25 protein-coding genes and 1 pseudogene are annotated in these 26,229 nt (G+C 72.0%); 18 read left to right on the top strand and 8 right to left on the bottom strand.

The window, feature by feature from the left end; genetic code table 11:
- The first annotated feature begins 25 nt into the window (after positions 1-25).
- From rplT to Prum_RS07625, 8 genes are read left to right on the top strand one after another with little or no spacing between them, the layout of a single operon-like run.
- Positions 26-412, top strand: a complete 387-nt coding sequence (gene rplT, locus Prum_RS07660) for a 50S ribosomal protein L20 (protein ID WP_173075161.1) — start codon at positions 26-28, stop codon at positions 410-412.
- Positions 412-1,227, top strand: coding sequence for a TrmH family RNA methyltransferase (locus Prum_RS07655; protein ID WP_371871360.1), 816 nt, complete (start codon positions 412-414; stop codon positions 1,225-1,227). The genes rplT and Prum_RS07655 overlap by 1 nt, the downstream gene beginning before the upstream one ends.
- A 5-nt stretch (positions 1,228-1,232) precedes the next feature.
- Positions 1,233-2,294 carry a phenylalanine--tRNA ligase subunit alpha gene (gene pheS / locus Prum_RS07650; protein WP_173075159.1) on the top strand — a complete coding sequence of 354 codons (1,062 nt, stop codon included), beginning with the start codon at positions 1,233-1,235 and terminating at the stop codon, positions 2,292-2,294.
- 3 nt (positions 2,295-2,297) lie between these two features.
- Positions 2,298-4,751, top strand: a complete 2,454-nt coding sequence (gene pheT / locus Prum_RS07645; RefSeq protein WP_173075157.1) for a phenylalanine--tRNA ligase subunit beta — start codon at positions 2,298-2,300, stop codon at positions 4,749-4,751.
- 40 nt (positions 4,752-4,791) lie between these two features.
- Entirely contained in the window at positions 4,792-5,973 is a 1,182-nt protein-coding gene (locus Prum_RS07640; protein WP_246277727.1) for a nucleotide sugar dehydrogenase, read from the top strand.
- Positions 5,970-6,770 carry a glycosyltransferase family 2 protein gene (locus tag Prum_RS07635; protein WP_173075153.1) on the top strand — a complete coding sequence of 267 codons (801 nt, stop codon included), beginning with the start codon at positions 5,970-5,972 and terminating at the stop codon, positions 6,768-6,770. Before Prum_RS07640 ends, Prum_RS07635 begins: the two co-directional genes overlap by 4 nt.
- A complete protein-coding gene (locus Prum_RS07630; protein ID WP_173075151.1) occupies positions 6,763-7,788 on the top strand; it encodes an NAD-dependent epimerase/dehydratase family protein in 1,026 nt (341 codons plus the stop codon). The genes Prum_RS07635 and Prum_RS07630 overlap by 8 nt, the downstream gene beginning before the upstream one ends.
- Before the next feature lie 9 nt (positions 7,789-7,797).
- Positions 7,798-10,788, top strand: coding sequence for a hypothetical protein (locus tag Prum_RS07625; protein ID WP_173075149.1), 2,991 nt, complete (start codon positions 7,798-7,800; stop codon positions 10,786-10,788).
- A 432-nt stretch (positions 10,789-11,220) separates the two neighbouring features.
- Here Prum_RS07625 and Prum_RS07620 read toward each other — a convergent pair whose 3' ends face one another.
- From Prum_RS07620 to Prum_RS54450, 3 genes are read right to left on the bottom strand one after another with little or no spacing between them, the layout of a single operon-like run.
- Positions 11,221-11,679 carry an SRPBCC domain-containing protein gene (locus Prum_RS07620; protein WP_173075147.1) on the bottom strand — a complete coding sequence of 153 codons (459 nt, stop codon included), beginning with the start codon at positions 11,677-11,679 and terminating at the stop codon, positions 11,221-11,223.
- Complete coding sequence (locus Prum_RS54455; protein WP_308785344.1) at positions 11,676-11,861, bottom strand: ArsR/SmtB family transcription factor; 186 nt, start codon at positions 11,859-11,861, stop codon at positions 11,676-11,678. The genes Prum_RS07620 and Prum_RS54455 overlap by 4 nt, the downstream gene beginning before the upstream one ends.
- The gene (locus tag Prum_RS54450; RefSeq protein ID WP_308785343.1) at positions 11,858-11,995 is read right to left on the bottom strand and encodes a helix-turn-helix domain-containing protein; all 138 of its coding nucleotides are present in this window, start codon (positions 11,993-11,995) and stop codon (positions 11,858-11,860) included. The genes Prum_RS54455 and Prum_RS54450 overlap by 4 nt, the downstream gene beginning before the upstream one ends.
- A gap of 106 nt (positions 11,996-12,101) precedes the next feature.
- On the opposite strand from Prum_RS54450, the gene argC reads away from it, so the two are divergent.
- From argC to Prum_RS07570, 9 genes and pseudogenes are all read left to right on the top strand, one after another.
- The gene (argC, locus tag Prum_RS07610) at positions 12,102-13,103 is read left to right on the top strand and encodes an N-acetyl-gamma-glutamyl-phosphate reductase (protein ID WP_173075145.1); all 1,002 of its coding nucleotides are present in this window, start codon (positions 12,102-12,104) and stop codon (positions 13,101-13,103) included.
- A gap of 88 nt (positions 13,104-13,191) precedes the next feature.
- A pseudogene (gene argJ, locus Prum_RS07605) lies at positions 13,192-14,342 on the top strand (bifunctional glutamate N-acetyltransferase/amino-acid acetyltransferase ArgJ).
- 8 nt (positions 14,343-14,350) lie between these two features.
- Positions 14,351-15,220 carry an acetylglutamate kinase gene (gene argB, locus Prum_RS07600; protein ID WP_371871199.1) on the top strand — a complete coding sequence of 290 codons (870 nt, stop codon included), beginning with the start codon at positions 14,351-14,353 and terminating at the stop codon, positions 15,218-15,220.
- On the top strand, positions 15,214-16,380 hold the full coding sequence (locus tag Prum_RS07595) for an acetylornithine transaminase (protein ID WP_173083504.1): 1,167 nt from the start codon (positions 15,214-15,216) through the stop codon (positions 16,378-16,380). The genes argB and Prum_RS07595 overlap by 7 nt, the downstream gene beginning before the upstream one ends.
- Positions 16,377-17,300 (top strand): ornithine carbamoyltransferase, encoded by a 924-nt coding sequence (argF, locus tag Prum_RS07590; RefSeq protein WP_173075141.1) that lies wholly within the window; start codon positions 16,377-16,379, stop codon positions 17,298-17,300. Before Prum_RS07595 ends, argF begins: the two co-directional genes overlap by 4 nt.
- Positions 17,297-17,809 (top strand): arginine repressor, encoded by a 513-nt coding sequence (locus Prum_RS07585; protein ID WP_173075139.1) that lies wholly within the window; start codon positions 17,297-17,299, stop codon positions 17,807-17,809. The genes argF and Prum_RS07585 overlap by 4 nt, the downstream gene beginning before the upstream one ends.
- Positions 17,802-19,001 (top strand): argininosuccinate synthase, encoded by a 1,200-nt coding sequence (locus Prum_RS07580; protein WP_173075137.1) that lies wholly within the window; start codon positions 17,802-17,804, stop codon positions 18,999-19,001. The genes Prum_RS07585 and Prum_RS07580 overlap by 8 nt, the downstream gene beginning before the upstream one ends.
- Positions 19,002-19,003: 2 nt before the next feature.
- Complete coding sequence (gene argH / locus Prum_RS07575; RefSeq protein ID WP_173075135.1) at positions 19,004-20,434, top strand: argininosuccinate lyase; 1,431 nt, start codon at positions 19,004-19,006, stop codon at positions 20,432-20,434.
- Entirely contained in the window at positions 20,404-21,033 is a 630-nt protein-coding gene (locus tag Prum_RS07570; protein ID WP_173083502.1) for a DNA-3-methyladenine glycosylase, read from the top strand. The genes argH and Prum_RS07570 overlap by 31 nt, the downstream gene beginning before the upstream one ends.
- Here the strand turns inward: Prum_RS07570 and Prum_RS07565 are convergent.
- The 3 genes from Prum_RS07565 to Prum_RS07555 all read right to left on the bottom strand — a co-directional run bounded on the left by Prum_RS07565 (position 20,993) and on the right by Prum_RS07555 (position 22,622).
- Positions 20,993-21,574, bottom strand: coding sequence for a TetR/AcrR family transcriptional regulator (locus Prum_RS07565; protein WP_173075133.1), 582 nt, complete (start codon positions 21,572-21,574; stop codon positions 20,993-20,995). The two genes, Prum_RS07570 and Prum_RS07565, sit on opposite strands and share 41 nt — an antisense overlap.
- Positions 21,571-21,894, bottom strand: coding sequence for a DMT family transporter (locus Prum_RS07560; RefSeq protein ID WP_173075131.1), 324 nt, complete (start codon positions 21,892-21,894; stop codon positions 21,571-21,573). The genes Prum_RS07565 and Prum_RS07560 overlap by 4 nt, the downstream gene beginning before the upstream one ends.
- 89 nt (positions 21,895-21,983) lie before the next feature.
- Positions 21,984-22,622, bottom strand: a complete 639-nt coding sequence (locus Prum_RS07555) for a cupin domain-containing protein (protein WP_246277726.1) — start codon at positions 22,620-22,622, stop codon at positions 21,984-21,986.
- 119 nt (positions 22,623-22,741) lie between these two features.
- On the opposite strand from Prum_RS07555, the gene Prum_RS07550 reads away from it, so the two are divergent.
- Positions 22,742-24,553 carry a carbohydrate-binding module family 20 domain-containing protein gene (locus Prum_RS07550; protein WP_173075129.1) on the top strand — a complete coding sequence of 604 codons (1,812 nt, stop codon included), beginning with the start codon at positions 22,742-22,744 and terminating at the stop codon, positions 24,551-24,553.
- Positions 24,554-24,622: 69 nt separating this feature from the next.
- Here Prum_RS07550 and Prum_RS07545 read toward each other — a convergent pair whose 3' ends face one another.
- Together Prum_RS07545 and Prum_RS07540 are read right to left on the bottom strand one after the other, a co-directional pair.
- The gene (locus tag Prum_RS07545; RefSeq protein WP_246277725.1) at positions 24,623-25,384 is read right to left on the bottom strand and encodes a class I SAM-dependent methyltransferase; all 762 of its coding nucleotides are present in this window, start codon (positions 25,382-25,384) and stop codon (positions 24,623-24,625) included.
- Positions 25,356-26,225, bottom strand: a complete 870-nt coding sequence (locus tag Prum_RS07540; protein WP_173075126.1) for a 2-hydroxy-acid oxidase — start codon at positions 26,223-26,225, stop codon at positions 25,356-25,358. Before Prum_RS07540 ends, Prum_RS07545 begins: the two co-directional genes overlap by 29 nt.
- Positions 26,226-26,229: the final 4 nt, after the last annotated feature.

The raw sequence follows: 26,229 nt of genomic DNA, 5'->3' as shown, positions 1-26,229 counted from the left end.
ACTTGACAACAAAGAAGGAGTTGAGATGGCACGCGTCAAGCGGGCTGTGAACGCCCAGAAGAAGCGCCGTACCCTGCTGGAGACGGCCAGCGGCTACCGCGGGCAGCGCTCGCGGCTGTACCGCAAGGCCAAGGAGCAGGTGCTGCACTCGATGCAGTACGCCTACCGGGACCGTCGCGACCGCAAGGGCGACTTCCGGCAGCTGTGGATCACCCGCATCAACGCGGGCGCCCGCGCGAACGGGATGACCTACAACCGGCTCATCCAGGGCCTGCGCCTGGCCGGCGTCGAGGTCGACCGCAAGATCCTGGCGGACCTCGCGGTCAACGACGCGCCGGCGTTCGCCGCGCTCGTCGAGGTCGCCCGCGCGGCCGTCGCGGCGGAGGGCACCGGCGGCGCTCAGGCCGCGTGATCCAGCAATCCCGACCCGGGGAAGGTCCGTACACCGTGCGGACACCCCGGGTCATTGCTGCCCGAGGGCTGCGGCGCCGCCGGGACCGCGACGCCACCGGCCTGTTCCTCGCCGAGGGGCCGCAAGCGGTCCGCGAGGCCACGGGCATTCAAGAGCTCTTTGGTACGCCGTCGGCGCTGGAGCGTTACGGAGATCTGACCGAGTCGGCGCGGCGTGCGGGTGCCCGGATCTCTCCGGTCACCGAGGACGCCCTGGAGGCGCTCGCGGAGACCGTGCATCCGCAGGGTCTGGTAGCGGTGTGTGAGCAGCCTGGCGTACCCCTGGAGGAGGCCCTGGCGCGCGGACCGCGACTGGCGGCGGTGCTGGCGGAGATCCGTGATCCGGGAAACGCCGGGACCGTGCTGCGGACCGCGGACGCCGCGGGCGCGGACGCCGTGGTCTTCGCGGGCGACGCCGTGGACCCCTACAACGGCAAGTGCGTGCGCGCGTCCGCCGGCAGCCTCTTCCACGTGGACGTGGTGCGCGCGCCCGAACCGGCCGCCGTGGTCAAGGCGGCCCGGGACAGCGGCCTGACCGTGCTCGCCGCCACCGGCTACGGCGACACCGACCTGGACGAGCTCGCCGACGCGGGCGGGCTGGCCCGGCCCACGGCCTGGCTTTTCGGCTCGGAGGCGCACGGTTTGCCGGCCGACCTGCTGGCGTTGGCCGACGCCCGGGTGCGTGTCCCGCTGTACGGCCGGGCCGAGAGCCTGAACCTCGCCGCCGCCGCGGCGGTATGCCTTTACGCGTCCGCTAGGGCCCTCCGTAGACTCTGATGGCTGTGACGTACCGCAACGATCCGTACGACCCGAAGCAGGTCGCGCTGCTCGATCCGCAGGCGCTCGATGACGCCGTCTCCGCGGCTTCGCGGGCGTTCGGAGAAGCAAAGACTCCGGACGACCTGACCGGGGTCAAGCACCTGCACCTGGGCGACCGGGCGCCGGTGTCGCTGGCCCGCCGGGAGATCGGCGCGCTGCCGCCGGCGGCCAAGTCCGACGCCGGCAAGCGGGTCAACCAGGCCCGCGCCGCGATCCAGGCGGCGTTCGACGCGCGGCTGGTGGAGCTGGAGGCGTCGCAGGCGCAACGGATCCTGGCCGAGGAACGCGTCGACGTGAGCCTGCCGTGGGACCGCCGCCCGCGCGGCGCCCGGCACCCGCTGACCACGCTGATGGAGCGGATCGGCGACCTGTTCGTCGGCATGGGGTACGAGATCGCCGAAGGCCCCGAGCTGGAGCTGGAGTGGGCCAACTTCGACGCGCTCAACATCCCGCCGGACCACCCGGCGCGCGGGCTGATGGACACCTTCCACGTCGACGTCCCCGGCCTCGTCCTGCGGACGCACACGTCGCCGGTGCAGGCGCGCACGATGCTGACCCGCCAGCCGCCCATCTACGTGGTGGTGCCCGGCCGGGTCTACCGCACCGACGAGCTGGACGCCACCCACACGCCGGTCTTCCACCAGGTCGAGGGCCTGGTCGTCGACGAGGGCATCACGATGGCCCACCTGCGCGGCACGCTCGACCACTTCGCGCGGGCGATGTTCGGCGCCGAGGCGAAGACCCGGTGGCGGCCGCACTACTTCCCGTTCACCGAGCCGTCGGCGGAGTTCGACGTGTGGTTCCCGCAGCACCGCGACGGTCCACAGTGGGTGGAGTGGGGCGGCTGCGGCATGGTCAACCCGCGGGTGCTGCGGGCCTGCGGCATCGACCCGGACCGGTACTCCGGGTTCGCGTTCGGGATGGGCATCGAGCGGTCGCTGATGTTCCGGCATGGGGTGAGCGACATGCGTGACATGGTCGAGGGCGACGTGCGGTTCACCCGTGCGTTCGGCGTGGAGGTGTAAGGCGTGCGCGTCGGACTGTCGTGGCTGAGGGAGTATGTCGACCTGCCGGCCGGTGTCGGCGGCGTCGAGGTGGAGCAGGCGCTGGTCGACCTCGGCATCGAGGTGGACGCCGTCATCGATCAAGGCGCCACGGTGCGCGGCGACCTGGTGGTCGGGCGGGTGCTGGAGGTCGAGGAGCTGACCGGCTTCAAGAAGCCGATCCGCTTCTGCCGGGTGGAGATCGGGCGGGACGCGCCGCAGGAGATCGTGTGCGGCGCCAGCAACTTCGCCGCGGGTGATCTGGTGCCGGTGATCCTGCCGGGCGGTGTGCTGCCGGGCGGGTTCGAGATCGGAGCGCGCAAGACGTACGGCCGGATGTCGGCGGGCATGATCGTGTCGGCGCGCGAGCTGGGCATCAGCGACGAGCATGCCGGCATCATCGTCCTGCCCTCTGACATTTCCGCCAAGCCCGGCGACGACGCACGGCCGTACGTCGGGCTCGACGACGTCATCTTCGAGCTGGAGATCACTCCGGACCGCGGGTACGCCATGTCGGTGCGCGGCATCGCCCGGGAGCTGTCGCACGCGTTCGGGGTGTCCTTCACGGACCCCGGTCTCGCGCCGGCCCCGGGTGCCACGGCCGAGCCGGCGTACCCGGTGATCGTGGAGGACACCGTCGGCTGTGACCGGTTCGCGGCGCGGGCGGTGCGCGGGATCGACCCGCAGGCGCCGTCGCCGGAGTTCATGCGCCGCCGGCTGACCGTGGCCGGCATCCGCACGCTCGGGCTCGCCGTCGACATCACCAACTACCTGATGGTGGAGCTGGGCCAGCCGATGCACGCGTTCGACCTGGCGCGGCTGCGTGGGTCGATGGTGGTCCGCCGGGCCAAGGCGGGGGAGAAGCTGACCACACTGGACGGTGTGGCCCGCGTGCTCGACGCCGAGGACATGGTGATCTGCGACGACACCGGACCGATCTCGCTCGCGGCCGTGATGGGCGGCGAGACGAGCGAGGTCGCACCGGACACAGTGGACGTTCTATTCGAGGCGGCGCACTGGGACCCGGTGATGGTGAGCCGCACCGCCCGCCGGCACAAGCTCTTCAGCGAGGCGGCCAAGCGGTGGGAGCGCGGGGTCGACCCCGCCGTCCCGCTGGTCGCCCTGGACCGGGCGGTCGCGCTGCTCGTCGAGTACGGCGGCGGCGCGACCGACGGCACCGTGCTCGACATCGACCACGTGGTGCCGCCCAAGCCCGTCAGCATGCCCGTGGACCTGCCCGCCCGGCGCGCCGGCGTGGCGTACCCGGACTCGACCGTGGTGTCCTCTTTGGCGGCCGTCGGCTGCCGGGTGTCCACTGGGGACGTCCTGACGGTGACGCCGCCGACCTGGCGGCCCGACCTGACCGAGCCGGCCGACCTGGTCGAGGAGGTGATCCGGCTCGACGGGTACGGCAACGTGCCCAGCGTGCTGCCGGTCGCCCCGCCCGGCAACGGGCTCACCCCGACCCAGCGCCGGCGCCGTTCGATCGCCCGCGCGCTCGCCGAGAGCGGGTACGTCGAGGTGCTGTCGTACCCCTTCGTGGGGCCTGCCGACGTCGATGGGCCGGCGGTGCGGCTGGCCAACCCGCTGTCCGACGAGGAGCCGTTCCTGCGCACCTCGCTGCTGCCGCCGCTGCTGGCCACCTTGCGCCGCAACCTCGGCCGGGGCCACCGCGACGCCGCCCTGTACGAGCTGGGCTCGGTCTTCCTGCCCCGGCCGGGCGCCGGCAGCCCGCCGGAGATGGGCGTCGAGCGGCGTCCCAGCGACGAGCAGCTCGCCGCCGCCGACGCGACCGTGCCGCACCAGCCGTGGCACGCGGCCGTCGTGCTGGCCGGCGAGGTGGAGCCGGCCGGCTGGTGGGGTGCGGGCCGCCCGGCCGGTTGGGCCGACGCGGTCGAGGCCGCCCGGGTGACCGTCGCGGCGGCGGGCATCGCCGCCGACCGGGTGCGCGTGCGGGCCGCCGAGCGGGCGCCGTGGCACCCCGGCAGGTGCGCCGAGATCGCCGTGGACGGCGTCGTCGTCGGGCACGCGGGTGAGCTGCACCCGGCCGCGCTCGCGGCGCTGGAGCTGCCCCGGCGTACCAGTGCGATGGAACTGGACCTGGACGCGCTGCCGGAGGCCGGCGTCGCGCCGGCGCCGCGGATTTCCGGCTTCCCGCCCGCGCTGATCGACGTGGCGCTGGTCGTGGACGCCGGGGTGGCCGCCGCCGACGTCCAGGACGCGCTGGTCGCCGGCGCGGGTGAACTGCTGGAGTCGGTACGCCTCTTCGACGTCTACGAGTCCGCCCAGCAGCTCGGCGCGGGCCGCAAATCGCTGGCGTACAAACTGACGTTCCGGGCGCCGGACCGGACGCTGACGGTGGAGGAAGCGGTAACGGCGCGTGACGCCGCTGTTGCCGAGGCCGCTGCTCGTGTGGGCGCCGTGCTCCGCGGAGCGTGACGGTGCATAATGCCGTCCTATGGTTCACGCAACGGGGTTCGTGACTGACGTCTGCATCGTCGGCGGATGTGGCCGGGTCGGTCTTCCATTGGGCATCGCGCTGGCCTCTCGGGGCCTGTCCGTCACGCTGTACGACATCAACGCCGCCGCGGTTTCCACGGTGAACGCGGGCGTCCTGCCGTTTGACGAGCCGGGTGCCGGCCCGGTGCTCGCGGAAGTGGTGGCCGCCGGGCGGCTGCGCGCCTCCACCGAGCCGTCCACGGTGGCCGGCGCCGAGCACCTCGTCGTGGTTGTCGGCACACCGGTCGACGAGCACCTCAACCCCGACCTCGGCGCGGTGCCGCGGGCCCTGGAACGGTGCGCCGAGCACCTGCGGCCGGGGCAGCTCGTGGTGCTGCGCTCCACCGTGTACCCGGGCGTCACCGCGTTGACCGAAAAGCTGTTGCACAGCAAGGGCCTGGACGTGGACGTGGCGTTCTGCCCGGAGCGGATCGCCGAGGGCAAGGCGATGACCGAGCTGTTCGAGCTGCCGCAGATCGTCGCGGCGCGTACCCCGCAGGCCCTGGCGCGGGCGGAGAAGCTCTTCCGTAACCTGACCGACAACGTCGTGCCGCTGGAGCCGGAAGAGGCCGAGCTGGCCAAGCTCTTCACGAACACCTGGCGCTACATCAAGTTCGCCACGGCCAACCAGTTCTGGATGATGGCCAACGACTTCGGGCTGGACTTCGCGAAGATCCGGCACGCCATCACGTACGACTACCCGCGCGCGGCCGACCTGCCGATGCCGGGGTTCGCGGCCGGGCCGTGCCTGTTCAAGGACACCATGCAGCTGGCCGCGTTCAACCGGAACAACTTCGTGCTCGGCCACTCCGCGATGCTGATCAACGAAGGGCTGCCGCTGTACGTGGTGTCCCGCCTGGAGGAGAAGTACGACCTGTCCACGATGTCCGTGGGCATCCTCGGCATGGCGTTCAAGGGCGGCAGCGACGACCCGCGCGAGTCCCTGGCGTACAAGCTGCGCAAGATCTTGTCGATGAAGGCGCGCGAGACGCTGTGCACCGACCCGCACATCAAGGACGAGCGCTTCCTGCCGCTGCCCGAGGTGCTGGACCGGGCCGACCTGCTGGTGATCGCCTGCCCGCACGCCGAGTACGCCGCGCTGGCCACCGCCACGCCGGTCGTGGACATGTGGGGGCTGACCGGCCAGGGCGTGCTGATATGACGATCACGCCCCGGGTCTCGGTGGTCATCCCGGTCTACAACGAGGGCGAGTCGATCGTCCGCTGCCTCGATCGGATCCTGCGCGAGGTGCTGCTGCCCGCCGAGGTCCTCGTCGTGCACGACATGCCCGAGGACACCACCGTGCCGTACGCCCAGGAGGTGGCCCGCACCGACCCGCGCGTGCGCACCGTCCTCAACACGTACGGCCGGGGGCCGGCGAACGCGATCCGGTTCGGCATCGACACCGCCCGCGCGCCGGTGGCCGTGGTGACGATGGCCGACGGCTCCGACGACCCGCGCCAGATCGACGACCTGGCCCGCCTGGTCGACCGGGGCGTCGTGGTGGCGGCCGCCTCCCGGTACATGCCCGGCGGGCAGCAGGTCGGCGGCCCGCGGTTCAAGCGGATGCTGTCCCGCTGGGCCGGCCGCACGCTGCGCTGGTTCGCCCGGGTCGGCACCCGGGACGCGACCAACAGCTTCAAGGCGTACGACACCGAGTTCGTCCGGCAGGTGGGCATCGAGTCCCGCACCGGCTTCGAGATCGGGCTGGAGCTGACCGCCAAGGCGGCCCGGCTGCGCCGCCCGGTGGCCGAGATCCCGACCATCTGGCTGGACCGCCAGCTCGGCGAGTCCCGCTTCGACGTGGGCCGGTTCATGCCGTCGTACCTCAAGTGGTACTTCTTCGCGTTCGGCCGTCGGCTGACGCTGGAGCAGGTCGCGTCCCGCCGTCCGGCGGTCGCGCCCATTCCTATGCAGAGTGAAAAGTCCCCGGAGAAAGAGAGCAGCGCAAGTGGCTAAGGTCCTGGTAACCGGTTCGGCCGGCTTCATCGGCGGGTACGTCGTCGAGGAGCTGTTGGGCCGTGGCCACGAGGTGGTCGGGCTGGACAACTTCTCGAAGTACGGTCCGGTCACGCACAGCTACGACGACAACCCGCGGTACCACTTCGTCGAGGGCGACGCGCGGGACACCGAGCTGCTGACCAAGCTGCTGGCCGACTGCGACCACTTCATCGCCGGCGCCGCGATGATCGGTGGCATCTCCTACTTCCACGCCTACGCGTACGACCTGCTGGCCACCAACGAGCGCATCATGGCCGCCTCCTGCGACGCGGCGATCGCCGCGCACCGCGACGGCCGGCTGAGCAAGGTCACCTACATGTCGTCGTCGATGGTGTTCGAGTCGACCGAGCACTGGCCGTCCGCCGAGGGCGACGAGCGCAAGATCCCGCCGCCGCTGTCGTCGTACGGGTTCCAGAAGCTGGCCGTGGAGTACTACGCGCGCGCCGCCTGGGAGCAGTACCAGTTGCCGTACACGATCGTGCGGCCGTTCAACTGCGTCGGCGTCGGCGAGGGCCGCGCGCTCGGCGAGGCCGAGGTGCTGTCCGGCAACGTCAAACTGGCCATGTCGCACGTCGTGCCGGACCTCGTGCAGAAGATCGTCAAGGGGCAGGACCCGCTGCACATCCTCGGCGAGGGCAACCAGGTGCGGCACTACACGTACGGCGGCGACTTGGCCCGCGGCATCGTCGTGGCGATGGAGCACCCCGAGGCGACCAACGACGACTTCAACCTCTCCACCGCCGAGTCCACCTCGGTGCTGGAGCTGGCCGAGGTGATCTGGCACAAGATCAAGGGCCCGGACGTGCCGTTCCGCTACGTCTCGGACGACCCGTTCGAGTACGACGTGCAAAAGCGCGTCCCGGACGTCACCAAGGCCCGCGAGGTGCTCGGCTTCGAGGCCACGACGAGCCTTTCCACCATGCTGGACGAGGTCATCCCGTGGGTCACCCAGGCCGTGCGCGACGGCCGGTTGTGATCTGAACCGATGACGACGACCGTCGAGCAGCCCGCCCTGCCCGCAGAGAGCGAGCCGCCCGGCGGTCAACGTGAACCCACGCTTAAGCGGCGGTTACCAGACGTGGTGACCGCCGCCGTGGTGCTGGCCGTCGCCGCGTTCGCGTTCATCGGGATCGGCTCGCCGCTGTGGGGCGGATCGTCCATGGTGGAGAGTGGGCTGCTGGCCAACATCAGCCCGTACCGCGACGAGCAGCTGCTCGGCGTACGGCAGCAGACCGTCGGGCTCGGCGACACCGTCGACGCCGCCATCCCCAACGAGGCGCTCTTCGGCGAGGGCGTCCGGGACGGCGACTACCCACTGTGGAACCCGTACATCATGGGCGGGGTGCCGCTGGCCTCGACGCCCAACTACGGGTTGGCCTCGCCGGTGGCGCTGCCGTTCTGGTTCCTGCCGGCCTGGCTGGCACCGGCGTACGTGAAGCTGCTGGAGATCGTCGTCGCGGTCGGCGGCTGCTACCTCTTCCTGCGCCGCATCCGGCTCGGCCGGGCCGCGTCCCTGCTCGGCGGCCTGGTGTTCACCACGAGCGCGTTCGTGATCCTGTGGACGAACTGGCCGCAGACCCGGGTGGCCGTCTTCATCCCGGTGCTCTTCTGGGCGATCGAGCGGCTGGTCGCACACGTGCGCCCACGCGAGGTCGCGCTGGTCGCCCTCGTGGTGGCGGCGATGCTGTTCGGCGGCTTCCCCGCGGTGACCGGATACGCGCTGCTGACCGGCGCGTTCTACCTCACCGTGCGGGCGCTGGCCGAGCATCCCGGGCGCTGGAAACCGGTCGCCGGGCGGATGCTCGCCGGTGGCGCGGGCGTGGTGGCCGGCGCCGGCCTGGTCGCCGTGCAACTGCTGCCCTGGGCCGCGTACATGTCCACCGTGCTGGTACGCGGCCGGGCGCAGACCCCCGACCAGCACGTGCCGCCCGAGATGCTGCTCACCACCATCGCTCCGTACGCGTTCGGCACCGCCAACCCGGCCAGCCCGCCGCTGTGGTTCCACATCCGGATCCTCATCGAGGAGATGTCGTACGTCGGCGCCGCCGCGTTGGTCCTCGCCATCGCCGCCGTGGCGCTGGCCCGGGCCGGCCGCCGGCTGCTGCCGCGCGCCACCTGGGCGTTCATGGTGGCCGCCACGCTCGCCTGGGGCGTCGTCGTCTTCCTCGGCGGCCCGCCGCTGGCGCTGCTGCAGAAGCTGCCGTTCCTGTTCTCCGACAACTCCGTCGAGCGGGCCCGCAGCGTGCTCGGCTTCCTCGTCGCGGTGCTCGCCGCGGCCGGCTTCGAGCTGCTGGTCCGCCACCGCCGGGAAACGACCTCGCGCGCCCGCATTGGGTATGGGGCCGCCGTGTGGGCGCTGGTCGGCGTGGCCGGCGTCGTGGTGTACCTGCAGGGCCGGCGCTGGGCGCAGAAGCCGTACGGCACGCGGGAGGGCCCGCAGTACCTGGGCCAGCTCAACCAGGAAGTCGCGGTGGGGCTGGCGTTCGTGGCGCTGTCCCTGGTCTGCGCGGCCTGGCTGTGGTTCGGCAACCCGGGCGCCGACAAGCGCTGGCGGATCGCCCGGATCGGCGCGGCCACGCTCATCCCCGCGCTGATCGCGGTGCAGGCCCTCATGTGGGTACGCCCGTACTACCCGCGCACCAAGCCGGACAACTTCTACCCGGTCAGCGGCGTCGACGCGTACCTGGCCTCGCACCTGGGCCATTCCCGGTTCTTCGGCATGTCCCGCACCGTCTTCGGCGGCGTGCAGGCCATCCACGGGCTGCGTTCGTTGGGTGGGCACGCGTTCGTGGAGAAGCAGTTCGCGGAGCTCGTCGAGACCCTGCCGGGCCAGCAGCTCCCGCTTCCGCCGAAGCCGGCCAGCATCCTGGCGCCCGACGCGCCCACCCGCGGCGTACCGGACAGCCCCGTCCTGGACCGGGTCAGCGTGAGCCACTACCTGACCCCGCCGGAACGCGCCCCGTTCGGCACGCCACACGTGGACGCCGGCGACGGCACGACGCTGTCGCTCCAGCCGGACCAGACGGTGACGGTCCCGGTGCCGGTGAGCGGCCCGATCCGCGGCGTCGGCGTCACCCCCGTGGGCACCGTCGAGCAGACCCTGCGTACCCGGATCTCGGTCGTGCTCCGCGACCCGAGCGGCCGGGAAGTGGCCTCGGCCGAGCGCCTGGACCGCGGCATCGAGGCCGGCACGCCGTTCTACGTCCCGCTCGCCGCCGAGGACGTGCCCGCCGGCACCGCGCTGACCGCGGAGATCACCGTCCGCGAGGGCTCGCTGGCGGTGGCCGGCCGCGGCTCCGCGCCCGCCGTGTCCGCCGTGGCCAGCGCCGACGACGGCGTCAAACTGGTGTACGACGACTCCACAGTGACCATCTGGCAGCGCACGCACGCCCTGCAACGGGTCCGCTGGGCGGCGCGCGCGGTGGTGGAGCCCGACCCGCAGAAGCGGCTGGAGCTGCTGTCCAGCGGCCGGCTCGCCGACGACGAGGTCGTGCTGAACGCCGCGGGGGCACCCGCGGAGGGCGCCCCGGCCACGGTCACCTGGCTCAACGACGGCATGGACGAGGTCTCCGTCTCGGTGCAGGCCCAGGGCGCCGGATACGTGGTCATCGCCGACGCGATCCAACCGACGTGGACGGTCACCGTGGACGGCGAGCGGGCCGCCCTGGTCCCCGCGGACCACGGGCTCGCCGCGGTAGCCGTCCCCGCGGGCAACCATGTGATCCGCTTCGCCTACACCCTGCCGTACCACAACGCGGGTGCCTGGATCAGCGGCGCGACCGTACTTCTCCTGCTCACCGCGATAGGCGCCGAACGCCTCCGCCGCCGCCCGACCACCACATCCCCCTCCCCACCCCCCGCTCCGCTCCTCCCGCCCTTCCGGCCCCTCTCCCCGCGGCCCCGTCGGCCGCTCTCCCCGTCGATCAAGGGCAAACGGTCGTGGATTGATCTCCGATCCGCGACCGTTCGCCCTTGATCGACGCGAAGGTCCTTGATCGGCGCGGGGCTCCCCTGTACACGCCACGACTGGGGCGGCGGGCCGGAGCGGCGCAGCGCCGCGCGCACTCAGAGTGCGGGGCGAGCGCTGGCGCCCGGCCCGTCAGTGGGGCGCCCCAAGGCCGGGTGGTTAAGGGTCCCTGGGCGCTGTCAAGCGGCGGCGGCTGGCCCTGTGCCCCGCCAAGTCGAGCGATCGACGCCGGCCTGCGGTGATCATGAGGTTAGCGATGGGGAGAGCGCTTACCTGGACGCCAACTTCATGATCACCGCAGCGATCGGGCTACCGTCCGTTCGATGTGTGGCGAATGGTTCCCCCTGGGCTGACATGGCCCGGGTGATCATGAAGTTGTCCTCGCGACGCGCCGCAGCCCAGGGGACAACTTCATGATCACCCACACTGGGAGGGTGCGACCTACTCGTGGAGGGATTTGCCGGTTTCTAGGAGGGTCTTGAGGTCGCTGAGGACCTCGGCCCAGCCGCCGCCGGCGCCTTCGATCTGGCCGGCGGTCTGTGCGGCCGTCTGTGGTGCGCCCTCGGTCTCGTGCGTGACGGTCAGCATCGAGACGCCGTCCGGGCCTTCCTTGATCTCGTAGGTCAGCTGGGTCGGGGGCTCGTCGAGCCAGGTGGGGTGCCACGTCTGGACCAGCTTGTACGGCGGGTCCACCTCGATGATCTCGCCCTCCACGGGGTACTCCGGCATGCCCATCGCCTGGTACTCCTCGTTGGCGCGGGCCCGGTAGGCCCCGCCCGGGCGCAGGTCGTACTCGGCGAGGCCGCGGTAGCCGTACCGGTCGGTCCACTCCGGCTTGGTGATCGCGTCCCAGATCGCCTGGGCTGTGGCCTTGATGTAGATCCGATACACCTGCGTCATGACTCTCCCTCCAGTTCGTGCTTGAGATCCAGGAGTGCCGCCGTGCGGTGCTCCGTGTACTTGTCGATCCACCGGTCGTGGATCTGCCGGATGGGCACCGGGTTGAGAAAGTGCAGCTTCTCCCGGCCGCTACGGCGGGTGACGACGAGGCCCGCGTCTTCGAGCACCCGCAGGTGCTTCATGACCCGAAGCGCGTCATCGAAAGCTCCGACTCCAGCTCGGTCAGCGTCCGGCCGTCCCTCGCGAAGAGCAGGTCCAGCAGGAACCGCCGGCTCGGATCGGCGAGCGCCTTGAAGACCAGGTCGTCATCGGTCACCACGAAAAGTTATGTGACTAAACAGTCACATGTCAAGCGTTCTGCATGACCTTGCAGCGGTCCGCATGGCTTGCTAGCCTCGTTGCATAGACATGCGGAGGTAAACATGGGCATCCGGGTCGCGGTGGCCGGAGCGAGCGGGTACGCGGGCGGGGAACTGCTGCGCCTGATCGCCGGGCACCCCGAGCTAGACCTGGTGGCCGCGACGGCACACAGCCAGGCCGGGTCGCCGCTTTCCGTCGTACACCCGCATCTGACCGGGCTGGACCTGGTGCTCGGGGCGACCGGACCGGAGGCCCTGGCCGACGCGGACCTGGTGTTCCTGGCGCTGCCGCATGGGCAGTCGGCCGCGCTCGCGGCGGCGCTGGCCGGCACGGTCAAGGTCGTCGACCTCGGCGCCGATCACCGGCTCCAGGATGCTGGAGCGTGGATCCAGTATTACGGTGGCGGGCACGCGGGGGCGTGGACGTACGGGCTGCCCGAGTTGCCCGGCCAGAAGGCGGCCATCGCGATCTCCACGCGGGTGGCCGCGACGGGCTGCTACGCGGTCGCGACGACGCTGGCGCTGGCGCCGCTGATCACGGCCGGCGCGGTGTCGCCGGACGACGTGGTGGTGGTCGCGGCCTCCGGCACGTCCGGGGCGGGCCGGGCGGCCAAGGCGCACCTGCTGGGCAGCGAGGTGATGGGCGACCTGTCGCCGTACAAGGTGGGCCGGCACCAGCACGTCCCCGAGATCAAGCAGGCGACCGGGGCGCGGAGCCTGTCGTTCACGCCGGTGCTGGCACCGATGCCACGCGGGATCCTCGCCACCGTCACCGCGCTCCCCACGGGCACCGCCGACCCCCGGCAGGTCCTCCAGGAGGCGTACGCGGATGCGCCGTTCGTGCACGTGCTGCCCGAGGGGGCCTGGCCGCACACCGCGGCGACGTACGGGTCGAACGCCTGCCACCTGCAGGCCACAGTGGACATCGACTCGGGCCGGGTGATTGTCACGAGCGCCATCGACAACCTGGGCAAGGGCGCCGCCGGCCAGGCCGTGCAGTGCGCCAATCTCATGCTCGGCCTACCGGAGACAGCGGGCCTGCCGATGTACGGGGTGGCACCGTGATCGGTGCGAGGAGTGAGCTTCAGTGGCGGCTGCCGGCATACGCGGCGCCCGCGCCTGCGAGCCCCGCAGTCCCGATCGGAGGCCAGCAATGAGTGTCACCGCACCGAAGGGGTTCCGGGCGAGCGGCGTCGCGGCCGGGTTGAAGAGCGGCGGGTCGGACGTCGCGCTGGTGGTCAACGACGGGCCGGACGCCACCGCGGCCGGCGTGTTCACGAGCAACCGGGTCAAGGCGGCGCCGGTGCTGTGGAGCCAGCAGGTGCTGCGGGCCGGGGTGGTGCGCGCGGTCGTGCTCAACTCCGGCGGCGCCAACGCCTGCACGGGCCCGGGCGGCTTCCAGGACACCCACGCCACCGCGGAGTACGTCGCCGCGATGCTCGGTGGCATGGGCGCCGCGGACGTGGCGGTCTGCTCCACCGGGCTGATCGGCGAGCGGCTGCCGATGGACAAGCTGCTGCCCGGCGTCGCGGCCGCGGCACGCGCCCTCAACAAGAAGGGCGGCCCGGCCGCGGCCGAGGCCATCATGACCACCGACACCCGGCCGAAGACGACGGCCATTCAACACCAGGGCTGGAGCGTCGGCGGGATGGCCAAGGGCGCCGGCATGCTGGCGCCCGGCATGGCCACGATGCTGTGCGTGCTCACCACCGACGCGGTCGCCGGCCCGGACGCGCTCGACGCGGCGCTGCGGGCGGCGACCCGGGTCTCGTTCGACCGGGTCGACTCGGACGGCTGTATGTCCACCAACGACACCGTGCTGCTGCTGGCCAGCGGCGCGTCGGGCATCGAACCGACCGACGACGAGCTGGCCGAAGCCGTCACCAGAGCCTGCCAGGATCTGGCCCAGCAGCTGCTGTCCGACGCGGAGGGCGCCACCAAGGAGGTCGCCATCGAGGTGACCGGCGCGGCCAGCGAGGACGACGCGGTCGAGGTGGGCCGGTCGGTGGCCCGCAACAATCTGGTCAAGACGGCCCTGTTCGGCAACGATCCCAACTGGGGCCGCATCCTCGCCGCGGTGGGCACGACGGGGCCGCGTTCGAGCCGGACGCGATCGACGTCGCGGTCAACGGGGTGTGGGTGTGCAAGGGTGGTGCCGCGGCCGAGGACCGGTCCAGTGTGGACCTGTCCGGGCGGGGCGTGAAGATCCGGATCGACCTGCACGCCGGCGACGCGGAGGCGACCATTTGGACCAACGACCTGTCCCACGCGTACGTGCACGAGAACTCGGCGTACTCCACATGACGGCTGCGGTGATCACAGCACAGGAAAAGGCGGCCACCCTCATCGAGGCGTTGCCGTGGCTGGCCCGTTTCCACGGCTCGACCGTCGTCGTCAAGTACGGCGGCAACGCGATGATCGATCCCGAGCTGCAGAAGGCGTTCGCCGCCGACATGGTGTTCCTGCGGTACGCCGGGCTCAAGCCGGTCGTCGTGCACGGCGGCGGGCCGCAGATCTCCGCGATGCTGGGGCGGCTGGGCATCGACAGCGAGTTCCGCGGCGGCCTGCGGGTCACCACGCCCGAGGCGATGGACGTCGTCCGGATGGTGCTCGTCGGCCAGGTCGGGCGCGAGCTGGTCGGCCTCATCAACGGGTACGGTCCGTTCGCGGTGGGCCTGTCGGGCGAGGACGCGCGGCTGTTCACCGCCGTACGGCGGCACGCCTATGTGGACGGTGAGGCGGTCGACGTGGGCCTCGTCGGCGACGTGGAAAAGGTCGACGTCTCCGCGGTGGCCGACCTCATCGGCGCCGGCCGCATCCCGGTCATCTCCACGGTGGCGCCGGACGCGGACGGCGTACTGCACAACCTGAACGCCGACACCGCCGCGGCGGCGCTGGCCATCGCGCTGCAGGCCCGCAAGCTCGTCGTGCTCACCGACGTGCCGGGCCTCTACACCGACTGGCCGGACACGAGCAGCCTGGTCTCGCAGATCGGCACGGACGCGCTGGCCGAGCTGCTGCCGAAGCTGGAGTCGGGCATGGTGCCCAAGATGGAGGCGTGCCTGCGGGCGGTCCAGGGCGGCGTGCCGGCGGCACATGTCGTCGACGGCCGGGTCGCGCACTCCACCCTGCTGGAAGTCTTCACCTCGGAAGGGTTCGGAACGATGGTGACTGGATCATGAGCCTCGTTGACCGGTGGACGCAGTCCATGATGGACAACTACGGCACGCCGCCGCTCGGGCTGGTCCGCGGCGAGGGCGCGGTGGTGTACGACGAGTCCGGCAGGTCCTATGTGGATCTACTCGGCGGGATCGCGGTCAACGTGCTCGGCCACGCCCACCCGGCGGTCGTGGCCGCGGTGTCCAAGCAGGTCGCCGCGCTCGGCCACGTGTCCAACCTGTACGTCGCCGAGCCGCCGGTGGCGCTCGCCGAGCTGCTGCTGGCCCTGGCCGGCCGGCAGGGACGCGTGTTCTTCGCCAACTCCGGCTCGGAAGTCAACGAGGCGGCGTTCAAGCTGTCCCGGCTGACCGGGCGCACGCACGCCGTCTCCACCCAGGGCGGCTTCCACGGCCGGACGATGGGCAGCCTCGCGCTCACCGGCCAGCCCAGCAAGGCCGACCCGTTCCGCCCGCTGCCCGGCGAGGTGACCCACGTGCCGTACGGCGATGTGGCCGCCCTCGACGCGGCCGTCACCACCGAGACGGCCATGGTGATCCTGGAGCCCATCCAGGGCGAGAACGGCGTGGTCGTGCCGCCCGCCGGCTACCTGGCCGCGGCCCGGGAGATCACCACGGCCAAGGGCGCCCTGCTGGTGCTGGACGAGGTGCAGACCGGCGTCGGCCGCACCGGGCACTGGTTCGCGCACCAGGCCGACGGCGTCGAGCCGGACATCGTCACGCTGGCCAAGGGCCTGGGCGGCGGGCTGCCGATCGGGGCGTGCCTGGCGTTCGGCGGCGCGGCCGACCTGTTCGGGCCGGGCAGCCACGGCAGCACGTTCGGCGGCAACCCGATCAGCTGCGCGGCCGCGCTCGCGGTCATCTCGACGATCGCCAACGAGGGCCTGCTGGACCACGTGAAGCGGATCGGGGAGCGCATCAAGACCGGCGTCGAGGCGCTCGGCCACCCCCTCGTCCGCGAGGTGCGCGGCGCCGGCCTGCTGCTGGGCGTGGTGCTCAGCGCGCCCGCCTCGGGGGCGGTGGCCGGCGTGCTGCGCGACGCCGGCTTCCTGACCAACCCGGTGCAGCCGGACGTGCTGCGGCTCGCCCCGCCGCTGATCCTGTCCGCCGACCAGGTCGACGCGTTCCTGGCGGCCCTGCCGTCCGCATTGGACGCCGCGTCATGACACGAAACTTCTTGCGGGACGACGACCTCACGCCGGCCGAGCAGTCCACTGTGCTCGATCTGGCCGCCGCGATGAAGGCCGAACGGTACGCGTACACGCCGCTGGCCGGGCCGAGGTCGGTGGCGGTGATCTTCGACAAGGTGAGCCTGCGTACCCGGCTGTCCTTCGACGTGGGCATCGCCGAGCTGGGCGGCAACCCGATCGTCGTGGACGCGCAGGGCACCCACTTCGGCCGCGGCGAGACCCTCGCCGACGCCGCCAAGGTGCTGTCCCGCTACGTTTCCGCGATCGTCATGCGCACCTACGGCGACGACCGGCTGGCCGAGGTGGCCGCCGGCGCCACCGTTCCGGTGGTCAACGCGCTCACCGACGGCTTCCACCCCTGCCAGCTCCTCGCCGACCTGCTCACCGTGCGGGAGCGGTGCGGCGGCACCGCGGGCCGGACCCTCGCGTACGTCGGCGACGCGGCCAACAACATGGCCCACTCGTACCTGATCGCCGGGGTTACCGCGGGCATGCACGTGCGGGTCGCCGGCCCGTCCGGATACGACCCGTCGCCGACCGTCGTGGCCCGCGCCGACGAGATCGCCGCGTGGACCGGCGGCTCCACCCAGGTGCTGCGGGACGCCTTCGAGGCGGTGGACGGGGCGGACGTGCTCGCCACGGACACGTGGACGTCGATGGGTCAGGAGCAGGACGGTCGCGACCGGCGTACCCCCTTCTGGCCGTACCAGATCAACAAGGACCTGCTCGCGGCGGCCGCACCCGGCGCGGTCGTGCTGCACTGCCTGCCCGCGCACCGCGGCGAGGAGATCACCGACGACGTCATGGACGGCGCGCAGAGCGCCGTCTGGGACCAGGCCGAGAACCGCCTACACGCACAGAAGGCGCTGTTGACATGGCTGTTGGACCAACAATGACCGGACCAGGGACACGCACCGCGCGGCACGCGCGGATCGTCGACCTGATCCGCGAGCGCGGCGTGCGCTCCCAGACCGAGCTGGCCGAGCTGCTCGGCGAGGACGGCGTGCAGGTCACCCAGGCCACGCTGTCGCGCGACCTGGAGGAGTTGGGCGCCTACAAGGTACGCGGTGCCGACGGCGGCCCGGCCGTCTACGTGATCCCGGAGGACGGGCTGCCCCGCCCCCGGCCGGCCGAGCACGCGCCCGCGCGCCTGGTCCGGCTGCTGCGCGAGCTGCTGACCGGCACCGACTCCAGCGGCAACCTGGCCGTGCTGCGCACCCCGCCGGGCGCGGCACAGTTCCTGGCCAGCGCCCTCGACCGCGCCGGCCTGCCCGAGATCGTCGGCACCATCGCGGGCGACGACACCATCTTCGTCGTGGCCCGCGAGCCGCTGACCGGGGCGGACCTGGCCGAGAAGCTGGGCGCCTGGGCCGGGCGCGACGAGAACGGCGGCTCCCGTGACTGAGCGCGTCGTGCTGGCGTTCTCCGGCGGCCTGGACACGTCGGTCGCCATCCCGTACCTGGCGGACAGGATGGGCGCCGAGGTGATCGCGGTCGCGGTCGACCTCGGGCAGGGCGGCGAGGACATGAACGCCATCCGCCGGCGCGCCCTGGACTGCGGCGCGGTCGAGGCCGAGGTCATCGACGCGAAGGACGAGTTCGCGGCCGGCTACTGCCTGCCGGCGGTCCGGGCCAACGCGCTCTACATGGACCGCTACCCGCTGCTGTCCGCGCTGAGCCGGCCGCTGATCGTCAAGCACCTGGTCGCGGCGGCCCAGCGGCACGGCGGCACGGTCGTCGCGCATGGCTGCACCGGCAAGGGCAACGACCAGGTCCGCTTCGAGGTGGGCATCGGCGCGCTCGCCCCGCACCTGAAGGTCGTGGCGCCGGCCCGGGACTTCGCGTGGACCCGGGACAAGGCCATCGCCCTGGCCGAGGAGAAGGGCCTGCCGATCGACGTCAGCCACAAGTCGCCGTACTCGATCGACCAGAACCTGTGGGGCCGGGCCGTCGAGACCGGTTTCCTGGAGGACATCTGGAACGCGCCGGTCGAGGACCTCTACACCTACACCGCCAACCCGGCGGAGCCGCGCGACCCGGACGAGATCGTGCTCACCTTCGACGCCGGGGTGCCGGTCGCGATCGACGGCGAGACGCTCACCCCGTACCAGGTGATAGCGGAACTGAACCGGCGGGCCGGAGCCCAGGGAGTCGGACGGCTGGACATGGTCGAGGACCGGCTCGTGGGCATCAAGAGCCGCGAGGTGTACGAGGCGCCGGGCGCGATCGCGCTGATCACCGCCCACCAGGAGCTGGAGGCCGTGACCGTCGAGCGCGACGTGGCCCGCTTCAAGAAGAGCGTCGACCAGCGCTGGGCCGAACTGGTGTACGACGGCCTGTGGTTCTCGCCGCTGAAGGACGCGCTGGACGCGTTCGTCGCCCAGACCCAACGGCACGTGACCGGCGACGTGCGGATGACGCTGCACGGCGGCCGCGCGGTGGTCACCGGCCGGCGCTCCGAGGCCAGCCTGTACGACTTCAACCTGGCCACGTACGACACGGGTGACACGTTCGACCAGTCGCAGGCGGTGGGGTTCGTGCGGCTGTGGGGGCTGCCGAGCCGGATCGCGGCCGCCCGGGACGGACGGTTGGGGTAAGAATGTCAGTCGTGTCTTCTCGTACCAGCCTGTGGGGCGGCCGGTTCGCCGGCGGCCCGGCCGAGGCCCTCGCCCGCCTGTCCGTGAGCGTCCAGTTCGACTGGCGCCTGGCCCCGTACGACCTGGCCGGCTCCCGCGCGCACGCCCGGGTGCTGGCCGGCGCCGGGCTGCTCGACGCCGGCGAGCTCGGCCAGATCCTCGCCGCGCTCGACGACCTGGAGGCCGCCTGCGCCTCCGGGGCGTTCCGGCCGACGGTCGAGGACGAGGACGTGCACACCGCGCTGGAGCGTGGCCTGCTCGAACGCCTCGGCACCCTCGGCGGCAAGCTGCGCGCCGGCCGGTCCCGCAACGACCAGGTCGCCACCGACCTGCGGCTCTACCTGCGCGACCACGCCCGCGGGGTGGCCGCCAGCCTGGTGCAGCTCGCGGATGCGCTGGTCGAGCAGGCCGAGCGGCACGTCGACACGCCGGCCCCCGGGATGACGCACCTGCAGCACGCGCAGCCGGTCACGTTCGGGCACTGGCTGCTCGCGCACGTGCAGCCGCTGCTGCGCGACCTGGAACGCCTGCGCGACTGGGACGCCCGCGCCGCGATCAGCCCGCTCGGTGCCGGCGCGCTCGCCGGCTCGTCGCTGCCGCTGGACCCGGTGCGGGTGGCCAAGGAGCTCGGCTTCGACGCGCCGGCCGCCAACTCGATGGACGCCGTCGCCGACCGGGACTTCGTCGCCGAGTTCCTCTTCATCACCGCGCTGGTCGGGGTGCACCTGTCCCGCCTCGGCGAGGAGGTGGTGCTGTGGACATCGCAGGAGTTCGGCTGGGCGGAGCTGGACGACGGGTTCGCCACCGGCTCGTCGATCATGCCGCAGAAGAAGAACGCGGACATCGCCGAGCTGGCCCGCGGCAAGGCCGGCCGGCTCATCGGCGGCCTGGTCACGGTGCTGACCATGCTCAAGGGCCTGCCGCTGACGTACGACCGGGACATGCAGGAGGACAAGGAGCCGGTCTTCGACGCCGTCGACACCCTGGAGCTGGTGCTGCCGGCTCTCGCCGGCATGATCTCCACCATGACGGTACGCGTCGACCGCCTGGTCGCCGCCGCACCGGTGGGCTACACGCTGGCCACCGAGGTCGCCGACTGGCTGGTCCGCAAGGGCGTGCCGTTCCGCGAGGCGCACGAGGTGACCGGCCGGCTGGTCGCGCTCTGCGTGGCCCGCGAGTGCGCGCTCGACGAGGTCAGCGACGAGGACTTGGCGCTGGTCAGCTCCTATTTGGATCCCACGGTGCGCGACGTGCTGTCGGTGCGGTCGGCGCTGGCCGCCCGGATCACCCCCGGCTCGACCGGCCCGGGTCCGGTCGCCGACCAGCTCGCCGCCGTGGTGGACAAGCTGGACGGGTGGCGGGAATGGGTCACGGCGCGGGTGGTGCCTCGCTGACCGACCTCGCTTCGCTGTTGGCCGGGCCGGTGCTGCCGGCGGCGCGCGGCCTGCTGGGGTGCGAGCTGTCCGCCGGCGGCGTCACGGTCCGCCTGACGGAGGTCGAGGCATACGCGGGTACGGCCGGCGACCCCGCCTCGCACGCACACCGCGGCCGTACGCCCCGCAACGCCATCATGTTCGGGCCGCCGGGTTACCTGTACGTGTACTTCACGTACGGGATGCACTGGTGCGCCAACGTGGTGACGGGCCCGCCCGGCGAGGCTGCCGCCGTGCTGCTGCGCGCGGGTGCGGTCCTGTCCGGCACCGCGGTGGCGTCCTCGCGGCGTCGGTCTGCCGCTTCCGCTCGGGACCTCGCCCGGGGTCCGGCCCGGTTGTGCCAGGCGCTGGGCATCGACGGGACGGCGTACGGGGCGTACCTGCTCGGCGACGGGCCGGTGCGGCTTGCGCCGCCGTCCGCGCCGGTGCCCGAGTCGGCGATCGCCGCGGGCCCCCGGGTCGGCGTGAACGGCGCCCACGACCGGCCGTGGCGTTTCTGGATCGAGGGTGACCCGACGGTCAGCCCGTACCGCCGCCACACCCCGCGCCGCCCCGGGTGAGCCGGCGGATCGCCTCGGCCAGCGCCTTTTCGTCCAGGTCGCCGCCGGTGACGAGCGCCTGCAGCATCGCACCGTCCAGCAGCGCGCAGACGTCACGGGCCGCCGCCGCGCCGACGTGTGGCTCCAGCACGTCGCGCAGCCCGCGCAGCCACTCCCGTGCCAGCGGCCGCAGCACCGGGTCGCGTGCCGCCGCGACGTACAACTCGTACTCGATCTGGGCGCGCCGCCGGTCGGCGAGGTAGGCCGCGCTCATCCGGGCGAGCGCCGCCGGCAGGTCCGGGGCGGTGGCGAGCCGTTCGGCCCAGACCCGCAGGTCGGCGCGGACCGCCTCGGTGGCCCGGCGCAGCCCGGCGGCGATGAGGTCGTCGAGGGTGGGGAAGTAGTAGGTGGTGGCGCCCAGCGGCAGGTCCGCGCGAGCGGCGACGGCCCGGTGCGTGGTACGCCCGATGCCCGCCTCCGCGATGACCTCCAGCGCCGCGGTGGCCAGCGCCTCCTTGCGGGCCTCGGGGTCCCGGCGGCGCTGGGTGCGCGGGCCGGTCAATGCGCCGCCCCGCCCAGGTTGAGCGTCACGACGCCGAGAATGATCAGCGCGGTCCCGGCGACCTTGACGAAGGTGATCGGCTCGCCGAGGAAGGCCGCGCCGATGGCGACGATCGCGGCCGTGCCCAGCCCGGACCACAGGGCGTACGCGAACCCGACCTGGACGCCCTTGACCGCCTGGGACAGTGCCGCGAACGAGACCACGTAGCCGGTCAGGCAGGCCACGGTCGGCCAGAGCCGGCTGAACCCCTCGGTCGACTTGAGCAGGCTGGTGGCGAACACCTCGGCCGCGATGGCACCCAACAAAAACACGTACGGCACAGCACGCTCCCTCTCTTGTACGTCTGTACAAGTACAATCGTACAAGATGTCCCCGGATCGCCCCGCGCGGCGCTTGCGCGCCGCGGCGATCAAGGGCTTTCCCGTCGATCAAGGGCGAACGGCCGTGCTTTGATCTCCGATCCACGACCTTTTGCCCTTGATCGGCGCAGAAGTCCTTGATCGACGCGGCGCCCCCCGCGGCGCGCGCCGCGCGGCCCGCGGAAACGCGGGCCGCGCCGGCCCGGGCGGCTACAGCCAGAACGTGTCGTGCTCCAGGAAGAAGGCGGCCTTTTCCTCGTCGGTCTTGCCGGCCAGGCCCACCAGGCCCTCGAAGTAGCCCTCGCGGGGGCGCCGGGCGCGAAGTGCAGGAGCATCGTCGCCGGTTGGCCGGACTCGTTGCGGAACGCGTGCACGCCGCCCTCCGGTACGTGGACGAAGTCGCCCGGCGTGCAGTCGATCCAGCGGGTGCCGTCGTAGATCCGCACCGTACCCGTGAGGATGTAGAACGACTCGGAGATCGACCGGTGGAAGTGCGGATCCGGGCCGCTGGGCGCCGGGCCCATCTCCCAGCGGTAGAGGCCGAACTGGCCGTTGGTCGTCGTGCCGGTGGCCAGGTAATGGACCGTGTTGCCGGTGCGGTACGTCAGCTCCGGCGCGTGCCCATCGGGCCGGTACGTAGCGCTGATGTCGCCCGAATCGCCCTTATACCGCGCCGGTGGATAAGTCATGAGCAAGTCTCCCCACCTGAAAAGTCTTGCTGCAAGGATCTGGACACAACCTGGAAACTCTTGCGAAACTTGCAAAGCTCGTGCACCCGGAACCCCCCCGTCTTCGTCTGGAGAGCGCGATGTCCCCACGTAGATCGATCGCCGCCACCCTAGCGGCGCTCGTCGGACCCGTCCTGTTCCTCACCGCCACCGCCCCCACGGCACAGGCGGCCGTCCAGAGCAACGGCAGCTCGATCGTCCACCTCTTCCAGTGGCGGTGGTCGTCGATCGCCCAGGAATGCGAGACCACCCTCGGCCCCAACGGCTGGGGCGGCGTACAGGTGTCCCCGCCGCAGGAGCACGTGGTGCTGCCCAGTGCGGAAGGCGCGACGTACCCCTGGTGGCAGGACTACCAGCCGGTGTCGTACCGGATCGACCAGACGCGGCGCGGGACCCGCGCCGAGTTCATCGACATGGTCCAGCGCTGCCGCGCCCGGGGTGTGAAGATCTACGTCGACCTGGTGCTCAACCACATGAGCGGCACCGGCTCGGTCGGCAGCGGCCCCGGCAGCGCCGGGACGGCCTACACCAAGTACGACTATCCGAACCTGTTCAACGACGGCTCCGGCGACAGCTACGGGTACGCGGACTTCGGCACCTGCTACCGCACGATCAGCAACTGGAGCGACAAGAACGAGGTGCAGGACTGCGAGCTGCTCGCCCTGGCCGACCTCGACACCAGCCTCCCCGAGGTACGCCGGAAGATCGCCAAGTACATGAACTCGGTGATCGACCTGGGCGTGGCCGGCTTCCGCGTGGACGCGGCCAAGCACGTGCAGGAGGCGCACCTGGCCGACATCATCTCGCGGCTGCACGACGTGCCGGAGTTCGGCGGCAAGCCGGACCTCTTCCACGAGGTGTACGGCGACGCCACCGTCCCGTACACCGCGTACGCCCCGTACGGCGCGGTCACCAACTTCGACTACCAGCGGTCGGTCGCGTCGGCGTTCAAGGACGGCAACATCGCACAGCTCGGCAGCCTGCCGAACTACGGCGGCCTCACCGGCGCCCAGTCCGTCGTCTTCGTCGACAACCACGACACCCAGCGGTCCACGCCGACACTGACCTATAAGGACGGTGACCGGTACTACCTGGCCGACGCGTTCATGATGGCCCACCCGTACGGGCGGCCGCAGCTCATGTCCAGCTACGCGTTCGGCTCGGTGACCGCGCAAGGCCCGCCCAGCTCGTCGGGCGGCACCACCAACGCCACCGACTGCGCCAACTCCGCCTGGATCTGCGAGCACCGCAACGAGCAGGTCGCCGGCATGCCGAGCTTCCGCAACGCGACCGAAGGCACCGGCATCGGGTCCGTCGTCACCGACGGCAGCGGCCGGCTGGCCTTCGCGCGAGGGGCAAGGGGGTACGCCGCGTTCAACGCGACCGGCAGCGCGTGGACCCGGACGTTCAGCACCGGCCTGCCGGACGGGACGTACTGCAACGTGGCCCGCGGCACGTACAACGCCACCACCGGGGTGTGCACCGGTGGCGCGGTCACGGTGTCCGGCGGCGCCTTCACCACCGCGATCCCGGCCAACCGCGGGGTGGCACTGCACGTCGCCGCTCCGGCGTCGGGCGGCAGCACCCCACCGCCGACGACGCCGAGCACCGTGGCCGTCACCTTCGGCGTCAACGCCACCACCTGGTGGGGCCAGAACGTGTTCGTGGTCGGCAACGTGCCGGCGCTCGGCTCCTGGAACCCGGCCAACGCGGTGGCGATGTCCGCCGCCACCTATCCGGTCTGGCGAGCCACTGTGGACCTGCCGACCGGAGAGCGGTTCGAGTACAAGTACATCAAGAAGGACCCGGACGGCACGGTCACCTGGGAGGCGGGCGAGAACCACTACTACACGCCCACCGCGCCGGTCAGCCTCCTCGACACCTGGCGCTAGCTCGTACCCCCTCTTTTCCGTGATCAGGGCGTCCCTCAAGTCGTTCCAACGACTTGAGGGACGCCCTGATCACGGTAGGGGGGTTGCTTCGATGTACATGGACTCTTCTTTGCGGAGGATGCGGTCTAGGTCGGCTACGTCGGGGCGGGCGCCCTTGCGGAAGGACGCGCGGCGTACGGTGTCGGGGTCGAAGCCGGCCTCGCCCAGGGCGTACCGCAGCTCGTCGAGGTCGTAGAGCCAGCGGTGGCCGTACAGGTAGAAGATCTGGTTGAACATGAACGCCCGGCGGGCCGGCATCGGTGGGCCCAGGCCCGCGGCGTGCAGGCGCTTGCGGTGCCGGTCGAAGAACGCGCTCCCGGTGGTGTAACTGTCCACATAGGTCGCCAGGTCGGGGGTGGTCAGTCGCAGCAGTCCGCCGGGGGCGAGGATCCGCCGCACCTCGGTCAGCCAGGTGATGCCGTCGTCGAGCGTGACGTGCTCGATGAGGTGCTCGGCGTACACCCAGTCGACGGAGCCGTCCGCGAACGGCAGCGGCCGGCAGATGTCCAGCGCTACGAAGTAGCACTCGCCGTCCACCCGCCAGATGTGCCCGGCCTCGGTGGTGGCGTCGTCGGTCCGCAGCGAAACCAGGTCGCTGCCGAGCCCTTCCGGATGGGCGGTCTTCCAGGCGGCGAACTCGATGCCGGTCACGCCCAGGGCGCCCAGCTGGTCGCGGGAGTACGGGGCAGCGGCGGCGACGGGTTCCAGTTTGTCGCACCGGGCCAGGCCCAACCATGCCTCGTCCATCAGTCGCGACAGCTCGTCAGGACGCCCCCAGTTCCACTCGGACACCTGTGCCTCCTTCCTCGACGGTCCCACCAATCTCCACGGTGGACGTACACAGGTAGCCGAGCACGGGGTCGTGGTCGGCCAGCACGATCCGGCGGGCGGTCGGGTCGGCCAGCTCGCCGGCCAGCGTCCACCACACACCGGTGTACGGCTGTCCGGACGGCGCCGAGCGGGCCCCGGGTACCGGTCCCAGGCCGTTGCCCAGGATCAGCGTGTCGGCGTCCAGGTCGGCCGGGAGCGCGGGCGGCGCTGTGCCGGCTTGCCCCGGGGCCATGGGTACCTGGCGCACCGGACCGAGCCACGCCGTGCCTGAGTCGCCGCACAGCAGAGCCACGCCGGTGTGCCGGGTCGGGAGCGCGACCGGGGCGGCCGGGTCGTACGGCAGACCGGCCTGCTCCACCACGAGGAGCAGGGCCCGGCGGCAGCCGCCGGTGCGGGCGTACTCGCGGATCAGCCGGAGCCCGGTGAAGCCGGCGGCGGCGCCCTGGTCGCAGACCGCGAACGCCATGGGGGCGCCGGGGCAGATGTGGCTCAGGTACGTCGCGGTGGCCCGCCCGGGGCGGATGTCCGGCACGGCGAACGCCAGCACGAGCAGGTCGACCGGCTCGTGCGGCGGGACGGTGTCGGCGACCAGCGCGGCGGCCATCTCGCCGTACGAGTGGCCGCCGGCCGGCTGGCGCAGGGCGAGCCCGTACGGCCGGACCAGATCGGACAGGTACGCGGTCAGGTGTGGCGCGTGCTCGGGGTGTGCGGCGCGGGCGGCCGGGCCGGGGAAGGCGCGGCGCGCGGCGCGGACGAGGTGCGGCCCGGGGTAGTCGGTGGCGGGCGGGCCGGCAGTGTACATCCGC

The organism is Phytohabitans rumicis (assembly GCF_011764445.1).
Lineage (GTDB): Bacteria > Actinomycetota > Actinomycetes > Mycobacteriales > Micromonosporaceae > Phytohabitans > Phytohabitans rumicis.
This window is presented reverse-complemented; position numbering and strand designations above follow the sequence as displayed.